This is a genomic window from Pseudomonas rosaeacicularis (assembly GCF_057128745.1).
Genome location: NZ_JBSKHT010000001.1, coordinates 279,018 through 299,278 on the forward strand (window position 1 = coordinate 279,018; position 20,261 = coordinate 299,278).

The following is a 20,261-nucleotide window of genomic DNA, read 5'->3' on the forward strand; positions in this document are numbered from 1 at the left end:
CCGCTAAATCTTGGTGCCGGCACCAGGAGTCGAACCCGGGACCTACTGATTACAAGTCAGTTGCTCTACCAACTGAGCTATACCGGCGTGATGGGCGCTGATTATAGGGATTTGGTTTCTTGAGTAAAGCCTTAATTTCAGTTTTTTTAGGTCTTTATGCCGATTCGCTCTGATGCTTATTCACAAGCGGCGCAAAGGCCCTACAACGGGCAGTGTCATTTGTGGAACAGTTCTCATTAGTTCGCAAGCTACTGAATTGCCGGAAATTAATCACCTGTACAAAAAATGACCAATTAGCGAAATAGCCAGCAAGCTACGTATTTCTTGTGGCCGTAAATATTTCGTCAACAGAGTTATCCACAGGACGGGCCTTTTAAACGGTCAGTCTTGCTCGGCCAAAATCATCAGATTGCGTGGGGTGGTCTGGCTGTCGCAGAAGGTGCCGATGCGCACGTCGTAGCCGTGAGCCGTCAGGTAGAGGGCGCGGTCGAGGATGAGCCAGAGTTCGAGTGGGCGGCGGAAGAGGTTGCGCACCAGTTCCAGGTTGCGGACTTCGGCGAGGCGTTGCCAGCCGGCGGCTTCCAATGCTGACCAGTCTCGCTCGCCAATCAGGGAAATCTCCTTCAGCGCTGCGAGATCGCGGATGTAGTCGGCGAAGGGCTTTTCCAGCCAGGCGACAGGCAGCGATGGCGTGGGCAGGTATTGGTCAACACCGCTTAGCTCCCGCTGCAGCAGGTCGAAGGCCAGGCGGCGGGCCATGGAGGTGTCGCGCTGGCGGCGCACGCGGGCGCCTGCGGTGACGGTTTCGCTGAGGGGCAGGCCGAGGTCGTCGATGGACAGTTGCAACGTCGAGGCTTGGCCTTCGGCTGACAACGCCTGATAGCGGTCGGCAGCGATGCGGTTGTAGCAGCACGGCGCGATGGCGAGTTGTTGGCAGTTGGCGTCGCTCGCCAGTTGCATGAGCCGTACGTGCAGATCGCCGCAGGCGTGCAGTGCGACCGGTGTTTGCCGGGCATGCAGGCGCAAGGATGCGTCGGCGGCCATGACGTCTTGTGTGAGGTGTTCAGCGGCGATGTTCAGGCGTGCGCTGAGTTGGTGGCCTGCTTCGACCAGTTTTGGGTCGTACTCAAGGCACGTCAGCGCCTGACCATTCTGGGCCAGGCGACGGCCGAGATGACCTTTGCCCGAGCACCAGTCGAGCCAGTGTTCAGGCGTTTTACGAAAATCCAGAGCGCTGGCGAAGGATTCGATTTGTTGCCACTTTCGGCCCGGAACATCGACTGCCATGCGCGATGACACCGGTTGCAGCTCCATCATGGGCAGCGGGCCGATTGCGCTGAGTGCTGCGGATTGGGCGGCAATCTCGGCGAAAGGCGCAGGGGCGCTCAGGTGTTCGGGATGGTTATGCGCTAACTCGGCTTCGGCCAATGTGCGACTGCGTAGCCAATCGGCCAGCTCAGGGTGTTGGGCTTCCCAAGGCAGTTGCCTGTGGGTGAACGGTTTGGGGCGCCACAGGGTTTGGTGATCGAGCAGAAAGCGATTCAGCGCCTCGAAGCGGGCGCGCAGGTCGGTGGTGTGCAGGATCGGGATGGGAGTCATGGGCTGAGGCGCGGGAGGTCGTGCGTCAGGGTAAGCGTCGGTGGGTTTGGGAGCAATCGCAGCCTTTGGCAGCTCCTACCGAAAGGATGCGTTCAGCATGATGTGTGGCGCCTGTCTGGGCCTCTTCGCGGACGGGTCTGCTCCCACGGGAATGTGCCCAGCCAGGGATTTAGGAGCAGCCGTGAATCTATCGCTCTTTGAGTGACTATCAGAGTCCGTGCCAACGGATACCGAACCTTTTTACCGCCCCTGACACTGATCCACGCGCAGCGCTTTCTCCAGCAGTTTGAAGCCTTGCACCAGCACGAACGACATCAGGAGATAGAACACGCCAGCGGCGAAGAATATTTCGACCGGCAGATAGGTGCGGGCGATGATCGTGCGGGCCATGCCGGTAAGTTCTAGCAGGGTCACGGTGCTCGCCAGGGCGCTGGCCTTGAGCATCAGGATGACTTCGTTGCTGTAGGCGGGCAGGCCGATGCGGGCGGCGCGGGGCAGGACGATGTAGATCAGCGCCTTGGCTTTGGACATGCCCAGCGCGCGAGCGGCTTCGACCTCGCCCACCGGGACGGCCTGTATCGCGCCGCGCAGGATCTCGGCGATATAGGCGGCGGTGTGCAGCGTCATGGTCAACGCCGCACAGAAGAACGGATCACGCAGATAGGGCCACAGCGGGCCTTGTCGCACTGCATCGAACTGCGCCAGCCCGTAATAGACGAGGAACAGCTGCACCAGCAACGGCGTGCCGCGAAAGAAGAAGATGTAGGCATAAGGCGCACTGCGCACATAAGGATTGCGCGACGCGCGAGCGATGCCCAGCGGGATCGCCAGCAGCAAACCGGCGATGACCGCCACGGCCACCAGCTCCAATGTCAGCGTCGCGCCTTGCGCCAGTTTCGGCAGCCATTTGATGATCACGTCCCAGTTCACGAGGCGCTCCTTGCAAAGCCACGGGCGGCGCGTTGTTCGAGAAAGTGCATGCCGGTCATCGCCACCACGGTCAGGCCCAGGTACATGAAGGCCGCCACCATATAGAAGGTGAACGGCTGCTTGGTCGATGTCACCGCGATCTGCGAATGGCGCATGATTTCTTCCAGCCCGATGACCGACACCAGAGCCGTGTCCTTCATCAGGATCATGAACAGATTGCCCAGGCCGGGCAGGGCGATGCGCCACATCTGCGGTATGATCAGCTTGATGAAGATGCGCGAGCGCGACATGCCGAGTGCTAAACCTGCTTCACGATGCCCTTTGGGGATCGACAGAATCGCCCCGCGGAACACTTCGGTCGCGTAAGCGCCGAAACACAGACCCAACGCAATGACGCCTGCCGAGAAGGCACTAAGCTCAAGGCTCGGCATGCTCAACGCTTCGCCGATAGCGCGCATGGCGTTGACGGTGCCGAAGTAAATCAGCAACACCCACAGCAATTCGGGAATGCCACGCACCAGCGTCGAATAAGCACTACCTAGCCAGTTGAGCGCTCGATAGGGGGAGGTTTTCGCCAGCGCGCCGAGCAGGCCGAGGACCAACCCCAGGCACAGCGCCGAGAGCGCAAGTTGGACAGTCATCAGCACGCCAGCGGCAAGCGCGGGGCCGAATCCGTAAAGATCAAAATTCATGGCAGGGCTTGTTTCAAGGACGTGCGCTGCTGCGCCTCTCTATAGAGGCACAGCAGCGCGCGTCGGGCGGATCAGAGAATGCTGAACGGGAAGTACTTGTCGTTGATCTTCTTGTAGGTGCCGTCTTCGATGATTTCTTTCAGCGCCAGGTTCAGCTTCGCGCGCAAGGTGTCGCCTTTTCGCACAGCGATACCGATCTTGTCGTCGTTGTAAACCGGGTTGCCCTTGAACTCGTAAGCCTGGCCCGCTGGGCTTTTCAGCCATTCGTAGCTGACGTATTTGTCCGAGAGGATGGCGTCAAGTCGGCCGGAGGTCAGGTCCAGGTAAGCGTTTTCCTGAGTGTCGTACAGCTTGACGGTAACATCGCTGCCCCAGTTGTCGTCCAGCCAGGTGCCGGACAAAGTTGCGCGCTGGGCGCCGATGGTCTTGCCGTTCAGGGACGCTTTCAGCTCATCGACAGTGTTGCCCTTGATGTCGGTGCTTTTCGGTGCGATGAACTGCAGCTTGTTCGAGTAGTAGGGTTCGGTGAAGTCCACAGCGGCTTTGCGTTCGTCAGAGATCGACAGTGAGGAAACGATGAAGTCGAACTTCTTGGCATTCAGGGCGGGGATGATGCCGTCCCAGTCAGAGGTCACGATTTCGCACTCGGTCTTCATCTTGGCGCACAGGGCCTGACCGATTTCGACGTCAAAGCCCACGACCTGGCCGCTGGCGTCCTTGTTATTGAAGGGGGGATAAGCGGCCTCGACCCCCATTTTCAGTGTCTCGGCAGCAAATGCGCTGGAGGTGAAAGCCAGCGTGGTGGCTGCGGCCAGCAATAGTTTTCTGAAGATCTGCATGGTGTTGCTCCGTTAACGATTGCTGGACATGAATTGTTTGCAGCGCGCCGACTGCGGGTCTTCAAAGACCTGCTGCGGCGATCCTTGTTCCTCTATCAAACCCTGATGCAGAAACACCACTTCGCTCGACACCTGCCGCGCGAAGCTCATTTCGTGGGTCACCAGCAACATCGTTCTGCCTTCTTCGGCCAGCGCGCGGATCACGGCGAGGACTTCTTGCACCATCTCCGGATCGAGGGCCGAGGTTGGCTCATCAAACAAAATGACTTTGGGCTGCATCGCCAGCGTGCGGGCGATGGCGGCGCGTTGCTGCTGGCCGCCGGACAACTGTGCCGGATAGATATGTCGTTTGTCACCGATGCCGACTTTAGCCAGCAACGCTTCGGCCACCTCAATGGCCTCGGCCTTGCTCTGACCCAGTACCCGGCGCGGCGCTTCGATGATGTTATCGAGCACGCTTATGTGTGGCCACAGGTTGAAGTTCTGAAAGACAAAGCCGATTTCGCTGCGCAGGCGATTGATCTGCTTGTTGTCGGCGGCGATCAATTCGCCGTTGCGCGCGGGCTTGAGTTTCAGCTCTTCGCCGGCTACCAGAATCTGACCCTGATGGGGATTTTCCAGCAGGTTGATGCAGCGCAACAACGTCGATTTGCCAGAGCCGGATGAGCCGAGGATCGAGATCACATCGCCGTCCCGCGCCGTCAGCGAAATGCCCTTGAGCACTTCGAGGTCGCCGTAGCGCTTATGCAGGTTGCGAATTTCCAGCGCGGGCGTGGCCTGAGCCATGTGCGGTCCTCACGGTTGTGTGTCTGCGTTCGGTGTCGAGCTAAATGATGCACTGTTTGAGTGCCATCTCGGCGAGTGGTCTGCGCAAAAAACGCGCGATATTGCCAGCTTTGACCTGCCATTTAAAGCTTGGAAAAGCCTGTTTGGCTTAAGCGAAGCACACGGCGTGCATTTAAACGGGGCGCGTTGAGACTTAATGTGTATTTTCGGTGCGCACAAATGCACTTAGGCTGGGGTGGCCGGTAACAAATCCTACATGGCTGGCGGAATGCCATAGCAATCAACAGGTTGTGAAACAGCGCTGGGCCGGGCGTTTCCAAGAGCGACGTCGTTTCTGAAATAATTTGGCGTATTTCTTGCGTAAAAAATAAATAACAGAGCCGTAAGGATATTTTTACGAATGTCCTCAGCGCGTCTCGATCCGTTCGAAAAGTCCTTCAAAGGTTGTTCCTATGAGCAGTACTAGTTCTTCGAATCTTGAGCAGGGCCTCAAACCGCGCCACATCACGATGCTGTCCATTGCCGGCGTCATCGGCGCAGGTCTGTTTGTGGGGTCAGGGCATGCCATCGCTGAAGCGGGCCCTGCCGTGCTGCTGGCGTATGGCGCTGCAGGTACGTTGGTGGTGTTGGTCATGCGCATGCTGGCGGAAATGGCCGTGGCGTCGCCCGATACCGGGTCTTTTTCAACGTATGCCGACCGCGCGATTGGACACTGGGCGGGTTTCACCATCGGTTGGTTGTACTGGTGGTTCTGGGTGTTGGTGATTCCGCTTGAAGCCAACGCTGCCGCGACCATTCTGCATGCCTGGTTTCCGAACGTAGCGATCTGGGCCTTTACGCTGGTGATCACGTTGCTGCTGACCGCGACCAACCTGTTCAGCGTGAAAAACTACGGCGAGTTCGAGTTCTGGTTCGCGTTGATCAAGGTCCTGGCGATTCTCGGATTCGTCGTGCTGGGCGTACTGGCTATTTTCGGTCTGTTGCCGAACACCCAAGTCAGCGGCGTTAGCCATCTGTACGACACTCAGGGCTTCATGCCCAACGGTATCGGCGCTGTGCTGGCGGCGATGCTGACCACCATGTTTTCGTTCATGGGCACCGAGATCGTCACCATCGCTGCGGCTGAATCGAAGAACCCTGGCCAGCAAATCACCAAGGCCACCAACTCGGTGATCTGGCGGATCTGCCTGTTCTATCTGGTATCGATCTTCATCGTCGTGGCCTTGGTGCCATGGAATGACAGTCGTCTTGCCGACGTTGGCTCGTACCAGACCGTGCTCGATCTGATGGGCATTCCGAACGCCAAGTTGATCGTTGATCTGGTGGTCCTGGTCGCCGTGACCAGCTGCCTGAACTCGGCGCTCTACACCGCTTCGCGCATGATGTTCTCTCTCGGCAAACGCGGTGATGCGCCCGCTTTGTCGCAACGCACCAGCAAAGCCGGAACGCCGGTGTGGGCCGTGTTGCTGTCGACTGCTGCAGCCTTCGTGGCAGTGTTCGCCAACTACGTCGCGCCCGCTGCCGTGTTCGACTTCCTGCTCGCCAGTTCCGGCGCGATTGCGCTGTTGGTGTATCTGGTGATCGCAGTTTCACAGCTTCGTATGCGTCAAAAGCGCCAGGCTGCGGGTGAGAAAATCGCCTTCAGCATGTGGCTGTTCCCGGGCCTGACCTATGCCGTGATCGTCTTCATCATCGGCGTGCTGGCCATCATGCTGGTGCAGGAAGCCCACCGCATGGAAATCATCGCCACCGGTTTGCTCAGTGTGCTGGTGATTGCGGCGGGGCTGATCGTGTCGAGCCGCCGCAAGAATGCGCGGGCGGGGAAGGTTGTGCTCAATTGATGTGAGGGGTTGAGCTGTTGGGGCTATAAAAACGGCCGCGATCACCAGTGATTGCGGCCTTTTTTTGGATTGCACAAAGCCAAAACGAAGGTGCAGTACATATTTAGGCTTTTATGCGTATTCTAAGTGGCACTATTAAAGGGTCGATATGTTTCAGGTTGGCCCCTTGAAAGGATCGGATATCAGTCTCTTTTTGTGATGTGAAGGACTGGTTTCGAGCTCTCGGCAAAAGGCTGAACAGGAGAATAAACGATGGCGTATGCACTGCTGGCGGAAGTGGCTGCATCGGTAACAGATCTGAAGAGAGATCCCATGGGTACTTTCCGCGAAAGCAATGGCGATCCTATGGTGATTCTAAATCGCAACGAGCCAGCGTTTTATATCCTCTCTCCCGAGCGATATGAAGAGCTTCTAGATCTGCTGGATGATGCCGAGCTTGTCCGCATCGTGAAGCAGCGACGGGGCGGCCGGACGGTAAAGGTAGATATAAATGACCTCATCGCGGAGGCTGAAAAATGACCGGGCGTTATCCTTGCCAATCAGCACCTACTCATTGGAATTTCTGCTAGAGGCAAAAAAGAATATGACCGACTGGATAAAAGCATCCAGTTGCAGCTTCTTAAAAAACTGCGCTCAAGGCTCTCAGAACCCAGAGTTAGCGCCGACAAGCTGCGTGGGATGGCTGACTGCTACAAAATTAAGTTGAGAGCCTCTGGCATCCGTTTAGTTTACGAGGTCATAGATCGCAGGCTTGTGATCACCGTTATCGCGATCGGCCGCCGTGAAAACGATGCAGTGTACGACAGTGCCAAAAAGCGGATCCGATGATCTTCAATCGTAGCTAACACTTTGCCCACATCCGCCCCAACACCGACCGCCCCAGCACCTGATGCTGCACCACCGCCGTCACATGTACCGCCACCAACCCCGCCAACCCCGCGCACAAGACGTGATGCACTTCATGCAGCGTGCTTAGCGCCGTGGCTGAATGAATCAGCTGCGGCAATTGGACAAGATCAAGCATCGTTACCGGGTGAGTCATCATCAACACGCCAGTGATCAGCACGCCCGTCACGGTCAGGTAAATCGCCAAGTGCGCCCAATGGGCCAGTTGCTCTTGCAGGGTTTGCGGCGTTGCCTTCGCATTCGCTGTCATGGCCAGCCATGCGCGCCACAAGAACACCGGAATGAACACGCTGGTGAGTTGTGGATTGAAGGACTCGACCCACGCACGAAAGCTATCGTCGGGTGCCAGTAGCGCAACGCCGAACCCGCTGAACGTCGCCCACAGGATCACCGCAGCGGATACCCAGTGCAGATAAATGCGAGGTGTGGAGTAAGGCGGGGAAAACTCGGTCAACGTGCGGGCCTTGTTGAGAAGAGATGTCATTCTCGTTAAGGTCGGCACGCTAACCGCGTAGTGGCACTTTGTAAATTAAATTCGCCGTTACGGGTGCGGCTGAACCGGGCGGCTGGTGCGGGCATTCTTCTTTTCGAGGATCTGCGAAGCCTGGTTGTAGTCAGCCTGGAATGCCTGACTGCTGATCCACTCGATGGCAGTGTCTTCGTCTTCGTTGTGCTCGATGGCGCGATAAGTGATCAGCAAGCCCATCATGAAATCGGTAGCGGGTTCTTCCTCTTCCTCGGCGATGACCAGTTCCAGCACCGGGTATTGGAGGAACACCACGCAGAGCGCCAATTGGCTGATGGCTTCTGCGTTTTTCATGGCCTCAAACAGGTCATCGAAGTCGGCAGGGTCGAAACCGTTTTCTACGATGTCTTTGAAATCGAACGTGCTCAGGTCGATCTCGACGTCATCGAAAGGCTCGTTGACGAACGGATTGCCGAGTACCGGGTGGATAACGCTGGTCCCAGCCTTGCCCATGCGGTTCTGCTTGGCTTTGACTTTCGCCCGCTTGGCGCGTTTCTGTTGTTTGTCAGGGGAGGCCATTCAGGTGATTTCCTTGTGCGGGCGAGTTAGGCGCTGGTGCGGTATTGAAGCGCAGACGTTGCTAATAGCCAAGAGGAAGACGAGTCGAAATCGCGCCCAATAAAAAACCCCTGAATCTTTCGATGCAGGGGTTTTTCGGTATTTATGGTGCCCAGAGACGGAATCGAACCGCCGACACGGGGATTTTCAATCCCCTGCTCTACCGACTGAGCTATCTGGGCAACGGGGCGCATTAAACGTGTTTTTCAGGTGGTCGTCAAGCGAGTTTCTAAAAAAAATCGAATTATTACCGTCGCTTACGACCCGCACTGCTCAATAGCCTTTTATTCTGCGGGCGGGACATACCCTTCAGCCTTGGCGTATTCCTCGCCGGACAGGAACTTGTCCATCTCGGCCTGGAGAAATTTCCGGTCCTCGGCGTTCATCATGTTCAGGCGACGCTCGTTGATCAACAGGGTCTGGTGTTTCTGCCAGTCGCCCCAGGCTTTCTGCGAAACGTGATTGAAGATGTCTTCGCCTTTGGCGCCCGGGTAAGGAGCACGTTCCAGGCCTGGCAGTTCTTCTTTGTATTTGCGGCACATTACGATGCGGGTCATGAGGACTCTCCTGCATTCAAGACGTCGGCTGCGTTTTTCAGCAGCTTCTTCACCGGGGCGGCAAGGCCCAGGCGCGGCGGGGTGGCGAGGTTATACCAGAGCCAGTCGTCCTCGGCCACGTGATGGGCGGACTCCTGAACCTGAACCAGCCAAGGCTCGATGGTCAGCTGGAAGTGGCTGAAGGTGTGAATCAGCCCCGGCAAGGCGTGATGCTTGCCAAGTTCCAGTGCGTGTTGCGATGCCAGATGCTGCACGTCATCGAAATCGTCCAGTTCCGGCAGGCTCCATAAACCGCCCCACAGGCCGGTAGATGGGCGGCGATAAAGCAAGATCGCGCCATCGCGGTTGGCGAACATCGGCATCAGCGTGCGCTTTTGCGGGATGGTCTTGCGCGGCTTGGGGATCGGGTAGCGCGTTTCCAGGCCCAGCATGTGCGCCTCACAGCCGCGCTCAAGCGGGCACAGCAGGCAGCTCGGTTTGCTGCGCGTGCAGAGCGTGGCCCCCAGATCCATCATCGCCTGCGTGTAGTTGTTCACGCGCTGATGCGGCGTAAAACGCTCTGCAGTGGCCCAAAGCTGTTTGGCGACCTTGGGCTCGCCCGGATAGCCTTCCTGCGCCGTGAAACGCGCCAGCACGCGTTTGACGTTGCCGTCCAGAATCGGCGCGCGAAGGCCCATGCTGATACTGGCGATGGCGCCAGCGGTAGACAGCCCGATACCCGGCAGCAGGATCAGCTTTTCCACGTCACGCGGGAATTCGCCATCGTGATCGGCAACTACGATCTTCGCGGCTTTGTGCAGATTGCGGGCGCGAGTGTAATAACCCAGGCCTGTCCACAAGTGCAGCACTTCGTCTTCCGGCGCCTCGGCCAGTGCCTGGACACTGGGCAGCGCTTCCATGAAACGATCGAAGTAGTTGAGCACAGTGCTGACTTGGGTCTGTTGCAGCATGATTTCCGAGACCCACACTCGATACGGCGTGATGTCGTGTTGCCACGGCAGGTCGTGACGGCCGTGACGGTCATACCACTCCAGCACGGCGCTGGAGAATTGTTCGGCTTGCATGGGGCTTCCGGGATGACTGAAAGGGTTGTGGCGTTTCGAGATGCCTGATCCTGGCGCGCAACCGTGGGAGCGGACCTGTCCGCGAAGGCGATCATTCGGCCGATACAGATGTATCGACTGAACAGACCTCTTCGCGGACAGGTCCGCTCCCACAGTTGTCACGGCAGCCGTTGGTTATCTTTTGAACAATCCCTTGATCGCGTCTTTGAGCTCCGGGCTGACCTTGTCGCCCAGCTTCTCATCAATTTTGTCGCCAATGCGGTCACCCGCAAGTTTCGCGGCGACCTTGCCCAGGCCTTCGTTATCCAGACGGCAGGCTTTGGCACCCAGCTCCAGCGGGCCACGGCACTGTACGGGCCATTCTACGCCGACGAAGCGCGGGTTCACTTCACAAGCAGGATCCGGCATGTCGCTCTTGTCGCCTTCGATAACGATGCCGACCCGATAATTCATGCCCAGCACGCGCAAGTCGATGTCACCGTCGCCATTGACGGTCAGACCGGGCGTACGCACTTTCAGGTCCGGGTTGCTGGCGACGCCGTTACGGAACACTAGATTGCCGTTCAACTGCTGGAAGGGCGTGTCCTTGCCTCGGGGTTCGCCGCTCAGAGATTTGCGGTTAAGCGCGGCGATCCCACGGCACAATTGCTGTTCCAGATTGGCGTTGACCAGCACGCCATTGTTCAGCGCAAAACTGGCGGTACCGTTGAGGCTGTCGATCAATGCTTTTTCGCTATTACCCTTGCCGGTGAGGTCGCTGTTAAGGGTCAGCAAACCACGCAGCGGCGGGGTTTCGTCTTGCGCTTGGATGAAGCGCTCGACCGGCACTTTGGCGATGCGCGTTTGCACGCTGGCGAGCGGCACTTCCGGACGTACATCCAGATTGCCTTTGACTTCGAAATTACCGTTATAGAGGTCACCTCGCAGGCTGTCGACCTTGACGATCCCGTCCAGCGCAGAGGTTTTCAGCGCGGCGTTCTGGATCAGCAATTTCTGCACTGTCAGCTGGCCAAACGTCAGGTCCGCATCGACATCCAGTTTGCGCATGCGCTCCAGAGGCAGCAGTTTGGCATCGCTCCACGCCGCTTTGGTCGGTTGCTCCGGCAGTGGGGTCGTGCCTGCGCCGGCCAATGCCTGAGCTTCGCCGCCTTCGACTTCAGCCTTGCGCGCGGCACTTGCGCCCTTGCGTTCTTCGCTCGGCGCCGGGCGATATCGATCAGCATTAAAAGTATCGGCCTTGAGCTGAAGACGCAGCGACTGTTTGGCGATGTCCTCGACCGCAATGCGGCCGGTGATGGTGCTGTCGTCGAGCTTCAGGGTCAGGCCGTCCAGGGTAACGCTGGTCGGGTTGGCGGCGATGCGGGTGACGATTTCAAACTTGTTGAGACTGCCTTCCCCCAATGCCGGCGCCGGCTGGCCGATGTTTTCGAGAAAATCGCGCAGGTTGATCTGGGCGATCGACAGCGCGCCGCTCAGTTGCGGTGTCTTGTCCAGATCGCGGACATGCAGCTCGCCCAGCGCACGAAGCTGATTGGCCGACAGCTTCATACCCGTCCACTCGGCGACGTTGGCAGCCTGGTCCACCAGCAGATTGCCTTGGGCGGCAAAGGTAACGGTTTTACCCTGCAGAGGATCTCCGGCCGCTTCGCCCGACAGACGCATGTCTTCAAATTGATAGCGCTTGAGCGCGCGGTCGAAGCGCAGCTGACCGGACAGTTCGGTCTTGGTGCGGATGACCGGTTGATTAGTACTGAGGAAGGCGGTCAGCTTGACCGGAATGTCAGTCGCTTCATGCACTGCTCCGGTGCTGATCTGAATGCTCTCGGCGGTAAATTGCCGGGCTTTGGGAATGTCGTTGTATTCAACGCGCGCGTTGTTGACGGTCAGGCTGTCGATGTCGAGCTTGATAGGCTGCGAAGGACGATCAGGTTTTGCTGGTGCAACGGAACCGTCCGGGGCAGGGGTCGTGGCGTCGGTCGAAGCGGTGGCAGGCACTTTGCCGATGTCTTCCCAATTGCCGTGGCCGTTGGCATTGCGGGTCAGCATCAGGTTGAGGCCTTCAACACGCACATCGCTCATCTGCACTTCTTTGCGCAGCAGCGGCAGCACGCGCACCGACAGGCCGAGCATCTGCAGATCGGCGAACGGTTTGGTCGGGTCGGTCAGGGTTGCGACGCTGGCGTCATGCAGCTCCAGCCCAAGCCAGGGGAACAGGCTCCAACCGATATCGCCATTGAGCGTCAGCTCCACATGGGCTTTGTCGCGTGCCAGTTGTCGAATCTCGTCTTTATAGTCGTTGGGATCAAACAGATGGCTCAGGGCGAAACCGAGAGCCACGATGATCAGCAACAGCCCGAGAATAAACAGTCCCAGGATTTTGCCGAACGCTTTCATGGGCGAGTCCTTGTTGTCGTGTCGTTCAAAAATTTAGCCCGCGAGTATAGCGGTGTCACGCAAGAGTAGTTCGCATCGCGACTCATGTGCCAAATTTCCGGCATTTTCCTACGGCTTAATTAGCCGTGAGCAGCAAAGTGTCAGCTTTTTTACGCACTCTAAGTTGCAGGACAGACGGCATAAAAAAGGTAGTAGCAGATTGCTTTCTTTTGCCCGGTAAATGGTAGAGTTTCGCGCTTCGGGGCTTATCCTGCGTCGAATTGTCACGTAATCAAATGTGCTGCCGATAAAACAACCGTTGCCATCGTGCATCAAGGTTGTGGGCGGACACATTGCCATTGCCTTGCGTGACACAACTAAAAAAATTGGGGGAATAACAATGAGTACAAGTACTGCGTTGGGCGGCTCTGTTGCTCAACCTGCGTTCTTGTCCAAAGAGCGCATTATCGCGAAGAGCGGTTTCAACCGCTGGCTGGTACCACCTGCAGCCCTCGCGATCCATTTGTGTATCGGTATGGCTTACGGTTTCTCGGTGTTCTGGCTGCCGCTGTCCAAAGCAGTTGGCATCAAGACCGCCGTTGCCTGTGCACCGGACATGAGTTTCTTCGAGCAAGTCTTCTCTTCTACCTGTGATTGGCCGATCTCTATGCTCGGCTGGATCTACACCCTGTTCTTCATATTTCTGGGTTGCTCGGCAGCTATTTGGGGCGGCTGGCTGGAACACGCAGGCCCGCGCAAAGCCGGTGTAGTTTCGGCACTGTGCTGGTGTGGCGGTCTGCTGATTTCGGCGCTGGGCGTGTATACGCACCAGATTTGGCTGATGTGGATTGGTTCGGGCGTAATCGGCGGTATCGGTCTGGGTCTGGGCTATATCTCGCCAGTATCGACGCTGATCAAGTGGTTCCCGGACAAGCGCGGCATGGCGACCGGCATGGCGATCATGGGCTTCGGCGGCGGTGCGATGGTCGGTGCGCCACTGGCGACCGCTCTGATGAGCCACTTCGCAACGCCTGACAGCGTCGGCGTATGGCAGAGCTTCGTGGCCATGGCGGTGATCTACTTCATCTTCATGATCGGCGGCGCTTTGTCTTATCGCGTTCCGCCAACCGGCTGGAAACCTGAAGGCTGGACCGCTCCGGTCAAAAAAGCCAACAACGCGATGATCACCAACCGCCACGTCCACGTGAACGTAGCCTGGAAAACTCCGCAGTTCCGTCTGGTCTGGCTAGTGCTGTGCCTGAACGTTTCGGCCGGTATCGGCATCCTCGGCATGGCTTCGCCGCTGCTGCAGGAAGTGTTCGGCGGCAAGCTGCTGGGTACCGATCAGGGCTTCACTCAGCTTGACGCTTCGCAACTGGCCGCGATCGCTGCGATTGCAGCTGGCTTCACTGGGTTGCTGAGCCTGTTCAACATCGGCGGGCGTTTCTTCTGGGCCTCGTTCTCGGACTACATCGGCCGCAAAGCTACGTACTTCGTGTTCTTCGCCTTGGGCTTCCTGCTTTACGCGTCGGTACCGACCTTGGGTCACATGGGCAGCGTTGCGCTGTTTGCGGCGGCTTTCTGTGTGGTGTTGTCGATGTACGGCGGCGGTTTCGCGACTGTCCCGGCTTACCTGGCTGACCTGTTCGGTACGCAAATGGTCGGCGCGATCCACGGCCGTCTGTTGACTGCCTGGGCCGCCGCCGGCGTGCTGGGTCCGGTGTTGGTGAACTACCTGCGCGAATACCAACTGAGCCACGGCGTTGCCCGTGCCGATGCTTACAACATCACGTTGTACATCCTGGCGGGTCTGCTGGTGCTGGGCTTTATCTGCAACCTGCTGGTGCGTCCGGTGGCCGACAAGTACTTCATGACCGACGCGGAGCTTAAAGCCGAGCAGTCCATTGGTCACGACGTAGGTGCCGATCACAGCACTTCGCTTGAGTGGAAAGCTGCGCCGAGCACCAAGCCCCTGGCGATCCTGGCCTGGCTGGCCGTGGGCATCCCGCTGGCATGGGGCGTGTGGATCACGCTGCAGAAAACTGCGGTGTTGTTTCACTAAAACGCTGTAGGTGTCGGCCTGAGACTTCAGGCCGACACTGAACCTGTAGGAGCGCGCTTGCCCGCGATGGCGGTCTGACAGTCGACGTAGTTGTCGAACGTGACGGCCTCATCGCGAGCAAGCTCCCTCCCACAGTTGTTTTCAGAGGGTTGTGATTGCTTGTACAGACATGTATGTCCCCTTAACCCGCTGGTTCCCTCTGTCAGCCATAGCGCGTCTCGTGTTTATGTTTCATGCGCTGCACGCCTATAATGCTCGCCTTTTTCGCCCAATGATTTTGCGGAGCTGGTGATGGCCGAACGTATGGCGTTCGTCGAGCGCGACACCCTGGAAACCCAGATTAAAGCCTCGATCAACCTGGATGGCACCGGAAAGGCCCGATTCGACATCGGCGTTCCCTTCCTTGAACACATGCTCGATCAGATCGCCCGTCACGGGTTGTTCGATCTGGATATCGAAAGCAAAGGCGACCTGCACATCGACGACCACCACACGGTGGAAGACGTTGGCATCACCCTGGGTCAGGCTTTCAGCAAAGCCATCGGCGACAAAAAAGGCATCCGTCGTTACGGCCACGCCTACGTCCCGCTGGATGAAGCGCTGTCACGGGTGGTCATCGACTTCTCCGGCCGTCCTGGCTTGCAGATGCATGTTCCTTACACTCGCGCCACCGTTGGCGGTTTCGACGTCGATCTGTTCCAGGAATTTTTCCAGGGCTTCGTCAACCACGCCAATGTCACGCTGCACATCGACAACCTGCGCGGCCACAACACCCACCACCAGATCGAAACCGTATTCAAGGCTTTCGGCCGCGCGCTGCGCATGGCTGTTGAGCTTGATGAGCGCATGGCTGGTCAGATGCCGTCCACCAAGGGCGTGCTCTGATGCAGACGGTCGCGGTTATCGATTACGGCATGGGCAACTTGCACTCAGTGGCCAAGGCCTTGGAGCACGTGGGCGCCGGTCGTGTGCTGATCACCAGCGATGCCGATGTGATCCGCGAAGCCGACCGCGTGGTGTTCCCGGGTGTCGGTGCGATTCGCGATTGCATGGCCGAGATTCGGCGTCTGGGTTTCGATGCGCTGGTGCGCGAAGTCAGCCAGGATCGCCCGTTTCTCGGCATCTGCGTCGGCATGCAAGCGCTGATGGACCGCAGTGAAGAGAGCGGCGGCGAAGACTGCATCGGCCTGTTTCCAGGTCAGGTCCGGTTCTTCGGCAAGGGTCTGCACGAAGACGGCGAGCACCTGAAAGTGCCGCACATGGGCTGGAACGAAGTGGCGCAAGCGGTGGATCACCCGTTGTGGCACAGCATCCCGGACATGGCGCGGTTCTACTTCGTGCACAGCTATTACATCGAATCGCCCAATGCCAGGCAGATCGTCGGGCGTGGTCATTACGGTCTGGATTTCGCCGCAGCACTGGCGGACGGCTCGCGCTTCGCTGTGCAATTTCACCCGGAGAAGAGCCATACCCACGGCCTGCAGTTGCTGCAGAACTTCGCCGCGTGGGACGGTCGCTGGTAATGAGCAAGAAGAGCAAGCCCCCGATCCTGACCCTCACTCCCGAGCAGGAGAGTGAGGCATGTCACAAGATCAAGCGCTTCATGGAAGACCGCTTCGAACTGGACCTGGGTTCGTTCGAGGCTGGGGAAATCCTTGAGTTGTTCACCCGCGAAATTGCGCCGCACTATTACAACCGAGCGATCTTCGATGTTCAGGCGCACTTGAAAGAGCGCTTCGAGAGCATCGAAAGTGACGTTTGGGCGTTGGAAAAGAGCAGCTGAAAGCTTCAGGTTTCAAGCTGCAAGAATTAGTACGCTCGCCTGCTTGCAGCTTTTAGCTCGCAGCTTGCAGCTCTTTGACGAAGGAAAAGCTCATGCTCATCATTCCCGCAATCGACCTTAAAGACGGTGCCTGCGTGCGTCTGCGTCAGGGCCGTATGGAAGATTCGACGGTGTTCTCCGATGACCCGGTGGCCATGGCCGCCAAATGGGTTGAGGGCGGCTGCCGCCGTCTGCATCTGGTCGATCTGAACGGCGCCTTTGAAGGTCAGCCGGTCAATGGCGAGGTAGTCACGGCCATCGCCAAGCGCTACCCGCAACTGCCAATCCAGATCGGCGGTGGCATTCGCTCGCTGGAAACCATTGAGCACTACATCAAGGCCGGCGTGAGCTACGTGATCATCGGCACTAAAGCGGTCAAGGAACCTGAGTTCGTGGCTGAAGCCTGCCGTGCGTTCCCCGGCAAAGTGATCGTTGGGCTCGATGCCAAAGACGGCTTTGTCGCCACCGACGGCTGGGCTGAAGTCAGCTCGGTTCAGGTGATCGATCTGGCCAAGCGCTTTGAAGCGGACGGCGTTGCGGCCATCGTTTATACCGACATCGCCAAAGACGGCATGATGCAGGGCTGCAACATCCCGTTCACCGCGGCGCTGGCTGCGGCCACGCGGATTCCGGTGATTGCGTCCGGAGGTATCCACAACCTGGGCGACATTCAGGCGCTGCTCGACGCCAACGCACCTGGGATTATTGGCGCCATTACCGGCCGTGCGATCTACGAAGGCACGCTGGATGTGGCTGAAGCTCAGGCGCTTTGCGATCTGGCCCAGCGGTAGACATTCACTGTAGGAGCGAACTTGTTCGCGAAGCAATTTGATAGCCGCCAAAGTTTCAGCGGATCGAAAGATGTCTCGCGAACAAGTTCGCTCCTACAGCTACGGATTTCGGAGATAACCCCATGGCCCTCGCCAAACGCATCATCCCTTGCCTGGACGTCGACAACGGCCGAGTGGTCAAGGGCGTCAAGTTCGAGAACATTCGTGACGCCGGCGACCCGGTGGAAATCGCTCGGCTGTACGACGAGCAGGGCGCAGACGAGATTACCTTTCTCGACATCACCGCCAGCGTTGATGGCCGCGACACCACGCTGCATACCGTCGAGCGCATGGCGAGCCAAGTGTTCATCCCGCTGACCGTGGGTGGCGGCGTACGCACTGTGCAGGACATCCGCAATCTGCTGAATGCGGGCGCAGACAAAGTTTCGATCAACACTGCTGCTGTATTCAATCCTGAGTTCGTCGGTGAAGCTGCGGCGCGTTTCGGCTCCCAGTGCATCGTCGTCGCGATCGATGCGAAAAAGGTTTCACTGCCGGGCGAGACTCCGCGCTGGGAGATCTTCACTCACGGGGGTCGCAAGCCGACTGGGCTTGATGCGGTGCTGTGGGCCAAGAAGATGGAAGATCTGGGCGCAGGCGAAATCCTGTTGACCAGCATGGACCAGGACGGCATGAAAAACGGCTTCGACCTGGGCGTCACCCGCGCGATCAGCGATGCATTGGGGATTCCGGTGATCGCCTCAGGCGGCGTCGGCAACCTTCAGCATCTGGCTGATGGCGTGCTGGAAGGTCACGCCAGTGCAGTGCTGGCCGCGAGTATTTTCCACTTCGGCGAATACACCGTGCCCGAGGCCAAGGCGTTCATGGCCAAGCAGGGGATTGTGGTTCGGTAAGCAGCGTCTGACCGACACACACATATCCCGTGGGAGCGGACCTGTCCGCGAAGAGCCCCGTGCAGCCGATACATCTCTATTGGCCGTAGTTGAGCCTTCGCGGACGAGTCCGCTCCCACTGGGGTTGCATCAGACTCCTAGTCCGTCACCGCCGCCAAATTGTTGGAGCGAGGCTTGCCCGTGAAGCTGACACCACGGTTTGCCTGACCCCACGCATTCGCAGGTTCGCGGGCGAGCCTCGCTCTAGCAGGCCCTGCACAGCCTTGAAATAGACACCTCTGTTCTGAAAGCGACTTCCTACGTCACCAAACTGGACTTCCCACAACGTTCGCGGCACTCTTCTGCCGTCGTCAGGAGAGGGTGCCAGGGATATGTTCAAAGGTGTTGTTCTAGCGCTGATCAGCGTTTTAACTTTGGTGGTTGGTAACGCCCGTGCCGGCGATGCGTCGCCTTACTCGATTGTCCTGCTGACCGAGAATTTTCCGCCGTACAACATGGCCACGGACGGGAAAAACTTTGCCCAGGAAAGCAACATCGAAGGCATCGCCGTCGAGATAGTGCGCCAGACCTTCAAGCGTGCTGGCATCGGTTACAACATGACCCTGCGCTTCCCGTGGGATCGCATCTACAAACTCGCACTGGAAAAGCCCGGCTATGGCGTCTTCGTCACGGCGCGGTTGCCTGAGCGCGAGAAACTCTTCAAATGGGTCGGGCCGATCGGTCCGGACGACTGGATCATGCTGGCCCGCAGCGACAGCCCGATCGAGCTGAAAACTCTGGAGCAAGCCAGGCAGTACAAGATTGGCGCCTACAAAGGCGATGCAATTGCCGAAGAGCTTGCGCGCCAAGGGCTCAACCCGATCACAGTGCTGAGCGACAAAGACAACGCCAGGAAGCTGGTCGATGGTCAGATCGATCTGTGGGCCACCGGTGATCCGGCAGGACGTTATCTGGCGCGGCAGGAGGGCGTTTCGGGGTTGAAGACGGTATTGCGCTTTAATCAGGCTGAGCTGTTTCTGGCGCTGAACAAAGAGACACCTGACGCGGTGGTCGCCAAGCTGCAAAAAGCGCTGGATGACATGCGCGCGGAAGGGCTGGTGGACAAGATTCTGGGCAGTTATCTGTAGATCTTCTGTAGGAGCGAACTTGTTCGCGAGGCGCCGCAACTGTCACACCCTGTTGCTCGGCTCGCCAACAAGTTGGCTCCTACAGGGCTGTCGCTACCGATACACCCCATTTCTGCCATGCCCAGCCATCGCCTCATTCCCACGCTCAGTCACCATGTGGCGAATTTCGATCCACTCGATGCCTTGTGATTTGAGCTTGGGCAGTTCGCGCTCAAGCACGTCCAGCGTCACCGGATAAGGATGGCCGATCATCACGGCTGAGCCCTGCTTGTGCGCCAGTTTGATCGCCGTTTGCAATTGCCCGGTGATCGCCTCGGCGGTGCGCTCATCGTCCAGAAACACATCCCGCGAAACGCTCGCCAACCCAATCTTCTGCGCCTCAGCGGCGGCAACGGTTTTCGCGCTGGTGCGACTATCGACCAAAAACAAATGACGGCGCTGCAACTCACCCACCAGCCAAGTCATGGCGACCGGTTCAGCCGTCATGCGGCTGCCCATGTGATTGTTGATGCCTGCGGCGTAAGGCACTTTGAGCAGCGCCGCGTTCAGGCGTGATTCAAGTTCGGGCAGGGGAAGTTCGGGGTGCCAGGCGTAGGGCCCGGTGGCCGGGTCCATCGGCATGTGCAGAATCACGGTCTTGCCGGCTTTGTGAGCCTGACGTGCGAATTCTGTGGCGTGTGGCGTGTCGGGCATGATCGCCAGCGTGACAGGCCCTGGCAATTTGAGCGCACGAGTGTCGCGCTCAGGATTCTGTCCCAGGTCATCGATGATCAAACTGAGGTAAGCGACTTTGGCCGATTTGCCAGGGGCATCGGCCGCGTTGACTGGCGCCGCGTGAACGGCGCCAGTCAGGGCAGCAAGGGCGCCAATGAGCCCGGTCAACCAGACGCGCATA

Annotated in this window: 20 protein-coding genes, 2 tRNA genes and 1 pseudogene; 10 read left to right on the plus strand and 13 right to left on the minus strand. The window is 58.3% G+C overall.

The features are described 5' to 3' along the window. Positions 1–11: 11 nt before the first annotated feature. From ACWKWM_RS01345 to ACWKWM_RS01370, 6 genes are all read right to left on the minus strand, one after another. A tRNA-Thr gene (locus ACWKWM_RS01345) sits at positions 12–87 on the minus strand. A gap of 294 nt (positions 88–381) precedes the next feature. Beyond that, complete coding sequence (locus tag ACWKWM_RS01350) at positions 382–1,599, minus strand: methyltransferase (RefSeq protein ID WP_483844388.1); 1,218 nt, start codon at positions 1,597–1,599, stop codon at positions 382–384. A gap of 240 nt (positions 1,600–1,839) precedes the next feature. Continuing rightward, positions 1,840–2,529: an ABC transporter permease gene (locus ACWKWM_RS01355; RefSeq protein WP_483844389.1), complete on the minus strand. Its 690-nt coding sequence runs from the start codon at positions 2,527–2,529 to the stop codon at positions 1,840–1,842. Then, the gene (locus tag ACWKWM_RS01360; RefSeq protein WP_483844390.1) at positions 2,526–3,221 is read right to left on the minus strand and encodes an ABC transporter permease; all 696 of its coding nucleotides are present in this window, start codon (positions 3,219–3,221) and stop codon (positions 2,526–2,528) included. The genes ACWKWM_RS01355 and ACWKWM_RS01360 overlap by 4 nt, the downstream gene beginning before the upstream one ends. A gap of 71 nt (positions 3,222–3,292) precedes the next feature. Then, complete coding sequence (locus tag ACWKWM_RS01365; RefSeq protein ID WP_483844391.1) at positions 3,293–4,060, minus strand: ABC transporter substrate-binding protein; 768 nt, start codon at positions 4,058–4,060, stop codon at positions 3,293–3,295. A gap of 12 nt (positions 4,061–4,072) precedes the next feature. Then, positions 4,073–4,846, minus strand: coding sequence for an ABC transporter ATP-binding protein (locus tag ACWKWM_RS01370; RefSeq protein WP_483844392.1), 774 nt, complete (start codon positions 4,844–4,846; stop codon positions 4,073–4,075). Between the two features lie 452 nt (positions 4,847–5,298). Here ACWKWM_RS01370 and gabP point away from each other — a divergent pair, with 452 nt between their 5' ends. The 3 genes and pseudogenes from gabP (at position 5,299) to ACWKWM_RS01385 (ending at position 7,515) form a co-directional block, all read left to right on the plus strand. Beyond that, entirely contained in the window at positions 5,299–6,687 is a 1,389-nt protein-coding gene (gabP, locus tag ACWKWM_RS01375) for a GABA permease (protein WP_483844393.1), read from the plus strand. A gap of 252 nt (positions 6,688–6,939) precedes the next feature. Next, positions 6,940–7,206, plus strand: coding sequence for a type II toxin-antitoxin system Phd/YefM family antitoxin (locus ACWKWM_RS01380; RefSeq protein ID WP_483844394.1), 267 nt, complete (start codon positions 6,940–6,942; stop codon positions 7,204–7,206). Continuing rightward, a pseudogene (locus ACWKWM_RS01385) lies at positions 7,178–7,515 on the plus strand (type II toxin-antitoxin system RelE family toxin). Before ACWKWM_RS01380 ends, ACWKWM_RS01385 begins: the two are co-directional and overlap by 29 nt. 13 nt (positions 7,516–7,528) lie before the next feature. Here ACWKWM_RS01385 and ACWKWM_RS01390 read toward each other — a convergent pair. From ACWKWM_RS01390 to ACWKWM_RS01415, 6 genes are all read right to left on the minus strand, one after another. Next, a complete protein-coding gene (locus tag ACWKWM_RS01390) occupies positions 7,529–8,077 on the minus strand; it encodes a cytochrome b (RefSeq protein ID WP_483844395.1) in 549 nt (182 codons plus the stop codon). Positions 8,078–8,134: 57 nt separating this feature from the next. Next, positions 8,135–8,638: a hypothetical protein gene (locus ACWKWM_RS01395; RefSeq protein WP_483834956.1), complete on the minus strand. Its 504-nt coding sequence runs from the start codon at positions 8,636–8,638 to the stop codon at positions 8,135–8,137. Positions 8,639–8,783: 145 nt separating this feature from the next. Continuing rightward, positions 8,784–8,859 (minus strand) — tRNA-Phe (locus ACWKWM_RS01400). A gap of 102 nt (positions 8,860–8,961) precedes the next feature. Beyond that, positions 8,962–9,234 carry an oxidative damage protection protein gene (locus ACWKWM_RS01405; RefSeq protein WP_483844396.1) on the minus strand — a complete coding sequence of 91 codons (273 nt, stop codon included), beginning with the start codon at positions 9,232–9,234 and terminating at the stop codon, positions 8,962–8,964. Further along, entirely contained in the window at positions 9,231–10,298 is a 1,068-nt protein-coding gene (gene mutY, locus ACWKWM_RS01410; protein WP_483844397.1) for an A/G-specific adenine glycosylase, read from the minus strand. The genes ACWKWM_RS01405 and mutY overlap by 4 nt, the downstream gene beginning before the upstream one ends. A 174-nt stretch (positions 10,299–10,472) precedes the next feature. After that, the gene (locus tag ACWKWM_RS01415) at positions 10,473–12,692 is read right to left on the minus strand and encodes an AsmA family protein (RefSeq protein ID WP_483844398.1); all 2,220 of its coding nucleotides are present in this window, start codon (positions 12,690–12,692) and stop codon (positions 10,473–10,475) included. Positions 12,693–13,071: 379 nt separating this feature from the next. Between ACWKWM_RS01415 and ACWKWM_RS01420 the strand changes: the two genes are divergently transcribed. From ACWKWM_RS01420 to ACWKWM_RS01450, 7 genes are all read left to right on the plus strand, one after another. Continuing rightward, positions 13,072–14,733, plus strand: coding sequence for an OFA family MFS transporter (locus ACWKWM_RS01420; protein ID WP_483844399.1), 1,662 nt, complete (start codon positions 13,072–13,074; stop codon positions 14,731–14,733). A 291-nt stretch (positions 14,734–15,024) separates the two neighbouring features. Next, entirely contained in the window at positions 15,025–15,618 is a 594-nt protein-coding gene (gene hisB, locus ACWKWM_RS01425) for an imidazoleglycerol-phosphate dehydratase HisB (protein WP_483834951.1), read from the plus strand. Further along, positions 15,618–16,256: an imidazole glycerol phosphate synthase subunit HisH gene (gene hisH / locus ACWKWM_RS01430; RefSeq protein WP_483844400.1), complete on the plus strand. Its 639-nt coding sequence runs from the start codon at positions 15,618–15,620 to the stop codon at positions 16,254–16,256. The genes hisB and hisH overlap by 1 nt, the downstream gene beginning before the upstream one ends. Next, the gene (locus ACWKWM_RS01435; RefSeq protein ID WP_483844401.1) at positions 16,256–16,516 is read left to right on the plus strand and encodes a DUF2164 domain-containing protein; all 261 of its coding nucleotides are present in this window, start codon (positions 16,256–16,258) and stop codon (positions 16,514–16,516) included. Before hisH ends, ACWKWM_RS01435 begins: the two co-directional genes overlap by 1 nt. A 92-nt stretch (positions 16,517–16,608) precedes the next feature. Further along, positions 16,609–17,346, plus strand: coding sequence for a 1-(5-phosphoribosyl)-5-[(5-phosphoribosylamino)methylideneamino]imidazole-4-carboxamide isomerase (gene hisA / locus ACWKWM_RS01440; protein ID WP_483844402.1), 738 nt, complete (start codon positions 16,609–16,611; stop codon positions 17,344–17,346). 122 nt (positions 17,347–17,468) lie between these two features. Then, positions 17,469–18,239, plus strand: coding sequence for an imidazole glycerol phosphate synthase subunit HisF (gene hisF, locus ACWKWM_RS01445; RefSeq protein ID WP_483834947.1), 771 nt, complete (start codon positions 17,469–17,471; stop codon positions 18,237–18,239). 371 nt (positions 18,240–18,610) lie between these two features. Beyond that, on the plus strand, positions 18,611–19,366 hold the full coding sequence (locus ACWKWM_RS01450; protein WP_483844403.1) for a substrate-binding periplasmic protein: 756 nt from the start codon (positions 18,611–18,613) through the stop codon (positions 19,364–19,366). A 93-nt stretch (positions 19,367–19,459) separates the two neighbouring features. Here the strand turns inward: ACWKWM_RS01450 and ACWKWM_RS01455 are convergent, their stop codons facing one another. After that, positions 19,460–20,260, minus strand: a complete 801-nt coding sequence (locus ACWKWM_RS01455; protein WP_483844404.1) for a divergent polysaccharide deacetylase family protein — start codon at positions 20,258–20,260, stop codon at positions 19,460–19,462. Position 20,261 lies beyond the last annotated feature (1 nt).

Excerpts from the sequence above, each read along its gene's own strand:
- ACWKWM_RS01380 (WP_483844394.1), top strand. The coding sequence starts at position 6,940 with ATGGCGTATGCACTGCTGGCGGAAGTGGCTGCATCGGTAACAGATCTG.
- ACWKWM_RS01455 (WP_483844404.1), bottom strand. The coding sequence starts at position 20,260 with ATGCGCGTCTGGTTGACCGGGCTCATTGGCGCCCTTGCTGCCCTGACT.
- mutY (WP_483844397.1), bottom strand. The coding sequence starts at position 10,298 with ATGCAAGCCGAACAATTCTCCAGCGCCGTGCTGGAGTGGTATGACCGT.
- ACWKWM_RS01405 (WP_483844396.1), bottom strand. The coding sequence starts at position 9,234 with ATGACCCGCATCGTAATGTGCCGCAAATACAAAGAAGAACTGCCAGGC.
- ACWKWM_RS01415 (WP_483844398.1), bottom strand. The coding sequence starts at position 12,692 with ATGAAAGCGTTCGGCAAAATCCTGGGACTGTTTATTCTCGGGCTGTTG.
- hisA (WP_483844402.1), top strand. The coding sequence starts at position 16,609 with ATGCTCATCATTCCCGCAATCGACCTTAAAGACGGTGCCTGCGTGCGT.
- ACWKWM_RS01390 (WP_483844395.1), bottom strand. The coding sequence starts at position 8,077 with ATGACATCTCTTCTCAACAAGGCCCGCACGTTGACCGAGTTTTCCCCG.
- ACWKWM_RS01350 (WP_483844388.1), bottom strand. The coding sequence starts at position 1,599 with ATGACTCCCATCCCGATCCTGCACACCACCGACCTGCGCGCCCGCTTC.
- hisH (WP_483844400.1), top strand. The coding sequence starts at position 15,618 with ATGCAGACGGTCGCGGTTATCGATTACGGCATGGGCAACTTGCACTCA.
- ACWKWM_RS01420 (WP_483844399.1), top strand. The coding sequence starts at position 13,072 with ATGAGTACAAGTACTGCGTTGGGCGGCTCTGTTGCTCAACCTGCGTTC.
- gabP (WP_483844393.1), top strand. The coding sequence starts at position 5,299 with ATGAGCAGTACTAGTTCTTCGAATCTTGAGCAGGGCCTCAAACCGCGC.
- hisB (WP_483834951.1), top strand. The coding sequence starts at position 15,025 with ATGGCCGAACGTATGGCGTTCGTCGAGCGCGACACCCTGGAAACCCAG.
- hisF (WP_483834947.1), top strand. The coding sequence starts at position 17,469 with ATGGCCCTCGCCAAACGCATCATCCCTTGCCTGGACGTCGACAACGGC.
- ACWKWM_RS01360 (WP_483844390.1), bottom strand. The coding sequence starts at position 3,221 with ATGAATTTTGATCTTTACGGATTCGGCCCCGCGCTTGCCGCTGGCGTG.
- ACWKWM_RS01450 (WP_483844403.1), top strand. The coding sequence starts at position 18,611 with ATGTTCAAAGGTGTTGTTCTAGCGCTGATCAGCGTTTTAACTTTGGTG.
- ACWKWM_RS01365 (WP_483844391.1), bottom strand. The coding sequence starts at position 4,060 with ATGCAGATCTTCAGAAAACTATTGCTGGCCGCAGCCACCACGCTGGCT.
- ACWKWM_RS01435 (WP_483844401.1), top strand. The coding sequence starts at position 16,256 with ATGAGCAAGAAGAGCAAGCCCCCGATCCTGACCCTCACTCCCGAGCAG.
- ACWKWM_RS01395 (WP_483834956.1), bottom strand. The coding sequence starts at position 8,638 with ATGGCCTCCCCTGACAAACAACAGAAACGCGCCAAGCGGGCGAAAGTC.
- ACWKWM_RS01370 (WP_483844392.1), bottom strand. The coding sequence starts at position 4,846 with ATGGCTCAGGCCACGCCCGCGCTGGAAATTCGCAACCTGCATAAGCGC.